This window comes from uncultured Ruminococcus sp., from assembly GCF_946415235.1.
Taxonomy (GTDB): Bacteria; Bacillota; Clostridia; order Oscillospirales; family Ruminococcaceae; genus Ruminococcus.
Genome location: NZ_CAMKRR010000033.1, coordinates 16,305 through 28,139, shown reverse-complemented (window position 1 = coordinate 28,139; position 11,835 = coordinate 16,305). Strand labels below are relative to the sequence as shown.

Genomic DNA, 11,835 nt, shown 5'->3' with positions numbered 1-11,835 from the left:
TAACTACGTCAGAATACATCTGGATGAATCTTCTGTAGCAGTCCCAAGCCCATCTTGGGTTATTTGACTTTTCTGCGATAGTATTAACAACTGTCTCGTTGAGACCGAGGTTAAGGATTGTATCCATCATACCGGGCATTGAAGCTCTTGCGCCTGAACGAACAGAAACGAGGAGAGGATTCTCCTTATCGCCGAACTTCTTGCCTGTGATTCCTTCCATTTTAACGATATACTCGTTGATCTCTGCCATGATCTCGTCAGAGATTCCGCCGTCCTCGTAATACTGAGTACAAGCCTCTGTTGTGATCGTGAAGCCCTGAGGAACAGGGAGACCGATGTTTGTCATCTCAGCCAGGTTTGCGCCCTTACCGCCGAGAAGCTCTCTCATGTTGGCATTACCCTCAGAGAAAAGGTAACAATACTTATTTGCCATTGGTGTATACCTCCATTTTTTACATTACCGAACGATTATCCGCAGGGGACATCATCCGAGTTATACCTATTATAACACATTAAAGAAAAAATTACCATATTTGCGATGACAAAAATAAGCCGTTAAAAGTGCTATATTTGTACAAAAATCAACAAAGCGGAGTAGTTTTTTTAAAAAAAGCTTGCATTTACGGCTAAAGTGTGTAAAAATAGGTGTATGAACGCATGAAAGGAGAATATGAGAATGAAAAAACTGACAGCTTTGCTTATCTCCTGTTTTATGGCGGTTTGTACTGCCTCGTGCACTCCGAGGGCCGATGACGCAAACAGCCCTGACGGAAATGCTCAGGTTACGACAGCGGAGCTCACATTGCCCGAAGCTGCGGAAAAGGTGCTCAAGGAATTCGCGGAGAGCAGCGTAGCGGGCGAAGTCGAGACAATGATAACCTGTATGTATCCTGCCGAGATGATCGACGGCATGGAAAAAGCAGGCATAAAACAGGAATTTGCGGAAGCAATGAGCTCGGGCGTGGGTGGAGAGCTGAAAAAATTCAGCACCGATACCTGTAAGGAGCTGAGCAGTGAGGCTCTTGAGGCAGCGAAGAAGTACTTTGACTCCTTTGCGATGGGCTTGCAGATACCCACCAGCGGCTATAAGATAAGCAGAGGCTACAGTCTCAATCTGAATATAGAAATAGAAGTGAGCGGCGAAGCCAGCGAGTTTACCGATCCTGTATCGGCAGTTTTCATTGAGGACGAGGGCTGGAAGCTCATACCTGCGTCAGAGGAGTATCTCCTCGGCATGACACAGGAGCAGGAGACGGAACAGGCAGCGTCTGATACTGAACAGACATCGGCGGATGCTGAGCAGCCGTCAGCACAGGACTGAGCTCCTGCGGACATTTGAGGAGGTATAAGTATGAATAAAGCTGTTATCTTAGCGGGCGGACAGGGCAAGCGAATGAAGGCGGAAATGCCCAAGCCCCTTTTCAAGGTTCTCGGAGAGCCTATGCTCCATTGGGTGATAACCGCCTGTGAAGCCGCGGATGTTGCTGACATCTGTGTGGTAAAGGGCTTCAAGGGCGAAATGATAGACGAGTATCTCGGCAAAAAGTATACAACAGTGCTTCAGGCGGAGAGACTGGGAACAGGTCATGCGGTACAGCAGGCGATACCGTTTCTCGAGAACGATAAAAGCGGAAATACACTGGTTCTCTGCGGCGACGCTCCGTTTATCGATGAGGATACTATCAGGAACTCTCTTGCTGTCCATGAGGAGCAGAAGAATGCCGTAACTGTCATAACTGCGGAGCTTGACGAGCCCTTCGGCTACGGAAGGATAATCCGCAGCGCTAAGGGTATAAGCGGCATCGTTGAGCAGAAGGACGCCACCGAAGAGCAGAAGGCAGTAAAGGAAGTGAATTCGGGAGCTTATTGGTTCAGGACTGCCGACCTTGTGGAGCTTCTCGGCAAGCTCGACAACAACAACGCGCAGAAGGAGTACTACCTGACGGATACGGTGTCTATCGCCATTTCCGAGGGCAAGAACGCAGGAGCCTTCAAGTCGGACAACGCTGATATCATCAAGGGTGCAAACGACAGAAAGGACCTCCTTGAGCTCAATACATATGCAAGAATGGCTGTTATCAACAAGCATCTTGCAAACGGCGTGGAATTCACCTGCACCGACGGCGTCATCATAGAGCGCGGTGTTGAGATAGGCGTAGGTACGGAGATACTTCCGAATACCATACTGAGAAGAAATACCGCAGTCGGAAAGAACTGCGTTATCGGACCGAATACGGTCGTTGAGAACTGCAATATCGGCGACGATGTGAGCCTCAATACCGTACAGGCTTACGATTCCGTAATAGAGTCGGGCGTAAACATAGGACCTTACGTTCATATCCGTCCCGACAGCCTTATCAGGTCAGATGCAAAGATAGGCGACTTCGTGGAGATAAAGAATTCGACCATAGGCGAAAAGACAGCTATCGCACATCTTGCATACGTTGGTGACAGCGATATCGGAAAGCGCGTGAATATCGGCTGCGGAACCGTTACCGTAAACTATGACGGTATCGCAAAGAGCCGCTGCGTTATCGGCGATAACTGCTTCGTAGGCTGCAACACGAACCTTATAGCTCCCGTAAAGCTGGGAAAAGCCGTATATACAGCCGCAGGAACGACAGTTACGAGAGATGTTCCCGATTACGCTCTTGCTATCGACAGAGGCGTTATGAAGATAAACGAGGGCTATACCCTGAGAAAGCTCAAGACAAAGCTTGGAAAATAAAAATACCCCGAAATACGGACGCGTTCGGCGTCCGTGATTCGGGACAGCAAAAAAGGTCTGCCCGTGAGCAGACCTTTTTCTATATGGTATAGAACGAAAAAAGCAAAAGAATAACGACCTTCATTGACACCCTCTCAATAGCCAATCAAGGTCGCTATCAGATGACACCGAGCACCCTCTATACTCAGATGTCATTTACGGCTGGCACAAATTCCGCAGTGCCTTATATCCGTTTGCTGTGCTGTCACGACTGCGCGAACGTATCAAGCGTCATTAAACTGCTTTAGGCGATTAAACATATTATAGGCATTAATGTTTAATAACAGTTGGTATGTGTCGGAAGTATACTGGAACTGAATGTTTGGATCTGGGATTCGGCGGAGTTTAAAACCGAATCAAGCAACACAGGATATAATTGCCGATTTTGTTACAGGACACATAATATATCTTAACATTATTATGTGGTGGTAGAGAAGCCGATTTTTCGGCATATTTCTCTTCCAACAATTGTATTATAGACCATGTGGGACTTAAGTTCAATTGATTATATTGCTCGAAATTAGCACTATATTGCTAAAATTAATACAAAGTTTTAAATTAAGAAATCATTAACAATTGTATTAATTTAACTCGTTAATATTTCATTTACAAACATAGTGTTTTATTGTTATTATTTTTTTCAGAACAAAATGGCTATTTGAAATTTCCTATAAATACGCCGTTTGTAAACGATAATTCTTTTACAGCACAAAAGTGATATGTTCGTCATATTGCTCAAAAGCCAAACTGACTGCTATTCATTTAACTATTATTAAAAATAGCAACAATTGATTAGCAGTAGCAATATTTGCAAAAAATACATCATTTTTATATAATCTATTTTTTTAACTAAAAATCTGTTCCTGAAAACAGAAAAAGCTCCGACGGTCATCGGAGCTTTAAGTCATATTATACCGTTTTCGGCGTTTGCGATGCGGTTCTTTAAATAAGCCTCTTCCCATGAGAAATCGAGGTTCTTGAAGAGCTTCAGACAGCCCTCTGCGTTGCTGACAGCTCCGTCGAGGCCTTCGTTGTCATCTGCTTTCGCAAAGATATAGACTGCCGTAATGAATATCTCAAGGAGGGTGACATCGTTCTTACCCTGCGGTTTATAGCCAAATTTCAGCAGCTTGAGCGCGGGAGCATAGCTCCTTGCGGCACAGTCTGCCAGTGAAAGGGCGATATACAGCTCCGCCTGCTTTTTCTGCGGCATCTTCGGGGTCTGCTTCTGGAGGAAGCCGATATTTTTTGTGCGGAAGTCCTCGGCGTCGCGCCAGTTGCCTATCTTGCTGATGGTCCTGAGCATACCCGTGCAGTAGTCGAAGCGGTCTTCGCTGCCGAGCTTCTTATCGGCAAGCTTGTCAAGATAGAAGGCTGCCGTTTTATGGTCCATTATCTTATCGTAAAGGGAAGCGAGCTGTATGATATCGAATGGAGCGGGCTTTTTTACATTGTCGATGAACGCATCGGCGTAGGCTTCGCAGAGTTCCCTTGAAAAGCCGCTTTCAACGTAAAGGCTGTACACGTCCACATATTTTTTCAGCTCGGCTGCACCTGAAGTAAGCAGTGGAAATCCTATTTTTTTACGTTCCATAGGTGATAACATTTGCGCCCCTCCTATCTATATAATATAGTATACCGTATATCATTTTATATACTGCCATAACGGAAAATATATAATGAGTAAAAACAGTAAATTATAATCCTCGTTCTGTATATCAATTTTAGCACAAATTTATCTTATAGTCAACATTTGTCGGCGGTTATAATGCAAAACTGTTGATGTGCACAAAAATGCGTCGAATTTTTTTCCTAATCAACATATTAAACATTTCACTTGTTTAAGATTATTTCAATAATTTGTGATATAATGGAATTAGAGTGGAATGTTATACTTATTTTTCGGATGTTTCCACGACTTGTCAGCAGAGAAAAACAGCTGAGATACTGACCAAGGGGGTATTTATTATGAGACTTCTCGTTGTTGAGGACGAGATGCAGCTTGCGGACGCTCTGTCCGAGATACTGAAAAGAAATATGTACAATGTTGACACCGTTTACGACGGCGTTGACGGACTTGACAATGCGCTCACGGGCGTTTACGACTGTATAATCCTCGATATCATGCTTCCGGGCATGAACGGCCTTGATGTGCTGAGCAAGCTGAGGCAGGAAAAGATCAATACTCCTGTGCTGCTGCTCACCGCAAGGAGCGAGATTGAGGACAAGATAAACGGACTCGACTGCGGCGCGGACGATTACATAACAAAGCCCTTCGTTACGGGCGAGCTGCTGGCGCGTGTCCGCGCTCTCACAAGAAGAAAGGGCGAGCTCGTTGACGAAAAAAGACTGGACTATAACGGTCTTGAGCTCAATAAAAACACCTGTTCCGTAATGTGGCGGGGAAATGATGTGAAGCTTTCGCTGAAGGAGTACCAGATAATGGAGCTCCTTATCTCTAACCCGAAACAGATCCTTCCGAAGGAAAGGATAATCGAGAAGATATGGGGCTACGAAAGCGATGTGGAGTACAATAACATCGAGGTATATATTTCTTTCCTGAGAAAGAAGCTCTCGGTGATATCTGCTCCCGTACAGATAAAGACTGCCCGCGGTATAGGCTACTCACTGGAATAAATTTAAGGTAAGGAGGAATGTCAGATGTTCAGAAAAGTACATGATCGTATGTTCAACAGAGCTCAGATGAAACTTTTTGGTATGATCGTCAGTATTCTTCTTGCTGTATTTTTGGCACTTATCATCGGTATCAACGTGATCACCGAAGAAGTAATGAGCTCCGAATCCAAGGAAGTCCTTCAGGAGATAGCCCAAAGCCTTGGCTATAACGAAAAGGAAGAAAAGTTTTATCTCGATACGAGAGGTCAGGTGAATGACGGCAGGAACAACAATCCTCCGCCAAAGCCTTTCGATGATAAAAATGTGACCTCTTCAGCAGGTTCGACAGCAGCTTCTTCGGAAACAGCTCCTTCATCCACGGAGCAGACAGCCGAAAACACAGACGCTTCAACAGAGGGCGAGGCAGACAATTCGGGAGAGCCTTCCGAGAACGCTGCTCCCGAGAACGATACACAGTCCGATGAGCAAAAGCCCGAGGACTACACATGGTTTGCCATACCCACACTTCCCGAGGGAGCTACATTCCCGACTATGGCTAACGGCGGCAGTCAGAGCTGGGGCGGTCAGGGCGGCGGCCAAAGCTGGGGCGGCTGGAGCGATTGGAACAGTCAGAACGGCGGTCAGGACTGGAGCCAGTGGGGCGGCCAGGGCGGCAGCCAGGATTGGAGTCAGTGGGGCGGTCAGGGTAGCAGTCAGGACTGGAGCCAGTGGGGCGGCCAGGGCGGCAGCCAGGACTGGGGCCAGTGGGGCGGTCAGGGCAGCAGTCAGGACTGGAGCCAGTGGGGCGGTCAGGGCAGCAGTCAGGACTGGAGCCAGTGGAATAACGATGACTGGAACATAAACGGCTGGAAGATCGTGGACGGTAAATGGCAAAATGATAACGGCGAAACATGGGACGGTCAGGGAACTCCTCCGTGGATCGAAACCAAGGCCGAGGGAAAGAACGAGGACTGGTGGAGCAGCTATAATCCGTACACATGGTGGATACCGAACAACCCCATGAATCCTATGAATCCCGATAATCAGTACGCCAAGAAGTACAATGAGAACAAAAAAAGTGATTCTGATAAGAAAGAAAGCGATGCTGAAAAGAAAGCAAGCGATGACACGGATGATACCGAGGTCTATGCGGAAAGCTCTTCAAGCGAAGCTGAACTGAGCAAGACAGCTTATCAGGACGACGGATACGAGATAGTACAGCTGGCCTACACGGACAATTATTCACAGCCCGCAAAAACGGGAACCCCCGCAGCGAACAATAAGAACAACGTTGAGCCTATCCCGAAGACTATCGGTTCAATCAACTACTTTGCGATAATGGCCGATACCAACGGAAAATACCTCGATACGTTCAATAACGATGAGATAGTAGATGAAAGAGCTCAGAGATATACGAGCGCTATAATAAACTACAGAAAAGACACGGGTATGATAAACTCGTATCAGTACTACAAAGCGAGCAAGCCCAACGGAACTATCATGATACTCACGGATAAGAGCTCCGAAAAGGAAATGCTCAATCAGCTCAAGCGTACCACTATGATCGTAGGAGCAATAGCTCTTTTAGTTCTTTCGGTGCTGGCTTATTTCCTCAGCAAGAAGAGCATACAGCCTATCAGGGAGGCCTTCGACAAGCAGAAGCAGTTCGTTTCCGACGCGAGCCATGAGCTGAAAACTCCTCTTACGGTAATATCCACAAATGCGGACGTTCTTGAGGGAGAGATAGGCGACAACAAGTGGCTGAATTATATCAAATCGCAGACCGACCGTATGAGCGTTCTCGTAAACGACCTTCTGAACCTCACAAGGCTCGAAAACAGCAATAACGAGCTTGAACGCAGATACTTCAACCTCAGCAAGGCTATTGCGAATACGGCTCTGCCCTTTGAGTGTCAGGCATTCGAGAGCAATAAGAAGTTCGAGGTGAATATCGAGGATAATATCATGCTCAACGGCAGCGAGAAGCATATAAAGCAGATGGCAGCCATATTCATCGACAACGCACTCAAGTATTCCAACGACGGCGGCACTATACAGGTAACGCTGAAGCGTTCGGGAGAAAGAAAGCTGTTCTCGGTATACAATACAGGTCAGGGCATCAAGGAGACCGATACCGAAAAGATATTCGAGCGCTTCTACAGGAGCGACGAATCAAGGAACCGTGCTACGGGCGGCTACGGACTGGGACTTGCCATAGCGAAATCCGTTGCGGACAAGCACAAGTTCAAGATACACGTTCTTAATCAGCCCGGAAAAAGCGTTTGCTTTATCGTTACAATGTAACGTGGCAATAAAACACAATCTCAAAAACAGTAAAGGAGCTTTTGCTCCTTTACTGTTTTTTTGGCGGTATGAGATTTTTCGTTGACACTTTCCGCGATGCGTATTATAATTATAATTAATGTATCCCAATGACCGCCCTGCGGCGGTCATTGGCCCGAATCTTGTTCGGTATATATATCACGAAAGGAAATCATCCCATGCAAAAGGTGTATAAGATAAAATTGGGCAGGGCTGCCTGCGCTGCTGACCTCAGCGATGGAAGCGAAAGAGGAGAGTACGTCTGTCAGGACTATATCCTTAACAGGCTCGGCAGACCCCACAGGAGCATAAATCTTATGTACTGCTATTACCCGAATGACAAGGAGTGGCCCGCCCGTATCTCGGAATACTACAAGGACAAAAAGATAAGATTCCAGTGGGACTATCCCTACGATGACTATTTCCCGTACCTCGGCGGTATCGGAGGCAGCAGGGACGGCGAGCCATTTGAGTCTATGCGGGATATACGCAGGCACGGTCAGGACGTTACGCTGACCCTTACCATCGACCCCTTTGTTTCCGACGAGCACCTTGCTGCCATCGGCGAGGACCTTAAAAGCTTCGGCAGACTGTTCCTGCGTATAAACCATGAGGCTACGGGAAACTGGTTCGAGTTCAACAAGAGAGCAGACTATCAGCAGGTCGCGGACTTTTACTGCCGCGCTGTCAGGATAATAAAGGAACATGCACCAAATGTGCAGACTATCCTTTGCATAGGCGGTATAGAGGAGATGTCCGCCGAGGAAATGGTCAAGGAAAAGGAGTTCACGCAGGCAGTGCGTGATACGGATATATGGTCTGTTGACAAGTATATGGCGCTGCACTGGGGCTGGCCCGTGGATATCGCAGAGAGCGGCGGCAGTACGCATATGAGGAGCTCCGTCCGTGAGATATATGAGCTCACAAGAAGGAGCTATGAGCGATTTAAGTACCTTAACGGCGGCGTTTCAAAGCCTATGGTCATGTCGGAGCTCAATGCGGACGGAAACGTGACAGGTCCCTACGAACAGGCGGAGATGATAAGGCTTTTCTGCGATATGATCGAAGAGGAAAACGCGGAATGGCTGTCGGGCTTCTGCTTTTATCAGTTCCGTGACCGCGGACGTCTCGGACTTGAACGTCAGGATCCCAACAATGCCGATGTCGGCATAGAACAGCCCGTGATGCAGACCTACAGGGAGCTGATACACAGGGAAAGATTTCTCACGTCAATGACCATGGGCGGCGAGACCAAGCTGCCTGTGAAGCTCACATGGAGAAGCTCCGAGGACGCCGAGGGCATAGCAATACCCCTGCATTTTGAAGCTCCGCCCGTGTTCTGTGAGCTCTTCTTCGAGGATGAGTCAAACCTTATGCTGGAGCTGAACGGGCGCTGGTTCTACAAGTCTCCCGAGACAAGATATGTGGATCTCATGCCCGCCTTTTACGGGAATAATTTACATGGCAAGTGCGAGCTGACCTTAAAGCTGTTCGCTCCGCCTGCAAGCGGCGAAAACGACCTTGCAGCCGAGGACGGTATGTTCAGCTGGTGCTATACTCTTGAAAAGCTGCCCGTGATACGCATAAGGACAGCTCCCATAGAGCCCGACAAAGATAAAAAGGAAGGAAATAAATGATATGAAAACATCAGCAGTCATAGTTTGTGCAGGAAATTCCACAAGAATGGGCGGCGTGAACAAGATACTTCTCCCGCTGGGCGAAAGAAAGGTCATAGGCGTTACCATGCAGGCTTTTCAGACCTGTGAGAGCGTCTGCGAGATAGTGATAGTAGCCCGTGAAGCCGACATTCCCGCTATACAGGAGGAAGCACAGCTTGCAGGCATAACGAAGCTTGCTGCCTGTACTGTCGGCGGAGCTACACGTCAGGAGAGCGTCATCAACGGCATAAAAAAGATAGCAAAGGAGAGCGGCCTTGTGGCGATACATGACGGCGCTCGTCCTCTTGTGAGACCCGAGCATATAGAAAAGGTCATAAAGGACGCTTCGGTATTCGGCGGAGCGACTCTCGGAGTTCCCGTAAAGGACACGATAAAATCCGTTGACGGCGGACTTATCGTCGATACACCGCCGAGAAGCTCACTCTATATAACGCAGACTCCGCAGATATTCAAGAGAGAGCTGTATTTTGAGGGGGTGGATTTCGCCCTTGAACACGGCCTTGATTTTACCGACGACTGTCAGCTGGTGGAAGCTATCGGCGGAAAGGTCGCTATGACCGTGGGCGACTATACGAATATCAAGATCACTACTCCCGAGGATATCTCCATTGCGGAGGTGCTCCTCAGACAGAGGTAAAAAACGAAGGAGCCCAGAGGCGATCGCCTCTGGGCTCATCATTTGTATGTCCTCATGTGTGGAGCATAGTTTATTTCAGATATATCTCGTGAAGTCGGAAAACAGTAAAATCGCCTTCCTCCAGTGTCAGGGGAGGGTGAGACTTTTTGAAGCGTTCCCTTTCGGAAATATACTCGTCAATTTCTTCTTTGGTTTGAAAAAGACCGTACTGATTGAGCCTGAACTGCGGAAAAACATAGGGTATCTCATTATAAACAGCTGAGTAATTGTCTCCCGTTTCGTATGCGTAATCATACCCAATGAACTTTTTTTCAAGGTCGGGACAAGCAAATATCGGATCAGGAACTTCCGTTTCGCATAACAGAAGTCTGTATTTTATGCCGCGTTTTTCCGCTTCTTTTATGTACCGATATATGTAGTCCATATCATTGCAAGCCGCTATCCATGAGTGACTCTGCAAATTCCAATAGGTCTTGCCGATGTTCTCATCGTAATATGGTTCAAACATCTCAGATGTGCTTTCATCGCAGTTGAAGAACCAGTTCTCACCTGTATTTATACCGCTGCCGTCTATCCCTCTGTACAGACTGTCAGTAAAGCTTTTTATCACAATACCGTTTACAAACATATTTATCACCTGTATCCCGAGCTGTATCAGTAACAATTATATCACAATACTGCCGCATCGTCAATAAAAAAGCCATATTGCTCCCGATCGTCCTGTCAGGAGCAATATGGCTCGTTTTTTCATTTACTGTTCAGGCTGCTTTGTGTTACTTTCCCGATGCAAGAAATTCTTCAAAGCTCTTGCTGCCGTTTGCCGATACGTATGCATAGTAGGAAAGTATTTTTGAAGCATCGACAGCGTCCACAAGACCGTCTGTGTTGACGTCGCAGGTAGCAAGACATCTTTCATCGGGACCGCCGATGCCTATGGAAAAATCAGCATAGACTCCGAGAACATATGATGAATCAACTGCGTCGATAACGCCGTTTCCTGTTGGGTCTCCGAGTTTATATACCGCCTTCGGAGCTGTAGTAGTGACAGGCGGGGCAGTAGTTGCCGCAGTGGTCGTTGTTGTAGTGGCAGTGGTCGTAGTCGTAGTTGTTGTCGTGGTAGTTGTCGTTGTAGTAGTTGTAGTAGTTGTTGTCGTAACGGGGTCTTTTATCCTGATATAGCCGTGCTGTATGCCGTTGGTGAATACCCATGCTTCCATGAGCTTTCCGAGCTGGTTGTTATTGATATTCGTAAACAGGTCGTTGGTAAGTCCGGGGTGCTTGTACTCGATGCATATGGGGAAGACATCTCCCTCTTTCATATCATCGGGCAGAGTGAATGTGAAGCTCCACATTACGCCGTCCCTGCCCTGGTCTGCACTGCCTGCGGTGACAAGTCCGAAGCTGTGCGGTCCCGAAACGTACTGTACGTCATCCAGCTTTGAGATGGCTTTTCCTCTCTCGGCGCATAGTTCACCGTCCATAACAAGGGTAAGCCTCTTGTCATAGTTGATATGCAGCGATGTAGGAGCATACTTATTATTTGCGCCTTTTACGGTCAGATCTATGGTACGGACGGGATCGGCTTTTGCTTCCTCAAGGGTAAGCTCAAGACGGCTCAGTGAGAGCGTAGGCTTTATGGGCGAGTCGAAGGGGTCGAGCCCATCCAGCTCGTACAGATCGCCTATTGCCTTGTCCGCAACTGCATAATGAGGCAGAAAACTGGCTGAAACAATAAAATACGCTGCTACTGCCGCTCCCAGTAACCTCGCAAGTTTCATAGAAATTCTCCTCTCCGAGTTGTATTTCTATATATA

The 11,835-nt window shown here is 47.4% G+C and carries 10 protein-coding genes; 6 read left to right on the top strand and 4 right to left on the bottom strand.

The genetic code is table 11. The features are described 5' to 3' along the window. The coding region (locus Q0R37_RS08145; protein ID WP_294753205.1) for a PEP/pyruvate-binding domain-containing protein at positions 1–433 on the bottom strand (433 nt) is incomplete at its 3' end. Between the two features lie 243 nt (positions 434–676). Here Q0R37_RS08145 and Q0R37_RS08140 point away from each other — a divergent pair. Beyond that, complete coding sequence (locus tag Q0R37_RS08140) at positions 677–1,321, top strand: hypothetical protein (protein ID WP_294753203.1); 645 nt, start codon at positions 677–679, stop codon at positions 1,319–1,321. A gap of 30 nt (positions 1,322–1,351) precedes the next feature. Further along, complete coding sequence (gene glmU, locus Q0R37_RS08135) at positions 1,352–2,728, top strand: bifunctional UDP-N-acetylglucosamine diphosphorylase/glucosamine-1-phosphate N-acetyltransferase GlmU (protein ID WP_294753201.1); 1,377 nt, start codon at positions 1,352–1,354, stop codon at positions 2,726–2,728. A gap of 943 nt (positions 2,729–3,671) precedes the next feature. Here the strand turns inward: glmU and Q0R37_RS08130 are convergent. Then, on the bottom strand, positions 3,672–4,373 hold the full coding sequence (locus Q0R37_RS08130; RefSeq protein WP_294753199.1) for a hypothetical protein: 702 nt from the start codon (positions 4,371–4,373) through the stop codon (positions 3,672–3,674). A gap of 362 nt (positions 4,374–4,735) precedes the next feature. Here Q0R37_RS08130 and Q0R37_RS08125 point away from each other — a divergent pair, with 362 nt between their 5' ends. The 4 genes from Q0R37_RS08125 (at position 4,736) to ispD (ending at position 10,021) form a co-directional block, all read left to right on the top strand. Continuing rightward, positions 4,736–5,404, top strand: coding sequence for a response regulator transcription factor (locus tag Q0R37_RS08125; RefSeq protein ID WP_294753197.1), 669 nt, complete (start codon positions 4,736–4,738; stop codon positions 5,402–5,404). Between the two features lie 24 nt (positions 5,405–5,428). Next, the gene (locus Q0R37_RS08120) at positions 5,429–7,687 is read left to right on the top strand and encodes an ATP-binding protein (RefSeq protein ID WP_294753195.1); all 2,259 of its coding nucleotides are present in this window, start codon (positions 5,429–5,431) and stop codon (positions 7,685–7,687) included. Between the two features lie 197 nt (positions 7,688–7,884). After that, positions 7,885–9,342, top strand: coding sequence for a hypothetical protein (locus tag Q0R37_RS08115; protein ID WP_294753193.1), 1,458 nt, complete (start codon positions 7,885–7,887; stop codon positions 9,340–9,342). A gap of 1 nt (position 9,343) precedes the next feature. Beyond that, positions 9,344–10,021 (top strand): 2-C-methyl-D-erythritol 4-phosphate cytidylyltransferase, encoded by a 678-nt coding sequence (ispD, locus tag Q0R37_RS08110; protein WP_294753192.1) that lies wholly within the window; start codon positions 9,344–9,346, stop codon positions 10,019–10,021. 70 nt (positions 10,022–10,091) lie between these two features. Here the strand turns inward: ispD and Q0R37_RS08105 are convergent, their stop codons facing one another. Both Q0R37_RS08105 and Q0R37_RS08100 read right to left on the bottom strand, forming a co-directional pair. Continuing rightward, a complete protein-coding gene (locus tag Q0R37_RS08105; RefSeq protein WP_294753191.1) occupies positions 10,092–10,649 on the bottom strand; it encodes a hypothetical protein in 558 nt (185 codons plus the stop codon). Positions 10,650–10,794: 145 nt separating this feature from the next. Then, positions 10,795–11,799, bottom strand: a complete 1,005-nt coding sequence (locus Q0R37_RS08100) for a hypothetical protein (protein WP_294753189.1) — start codon at positions 11,797–11,799, stop codon at positions 10,795–10,797. Between the last annotated feature and the right edge of the window lie 36 nt (positions 11,800–11,835).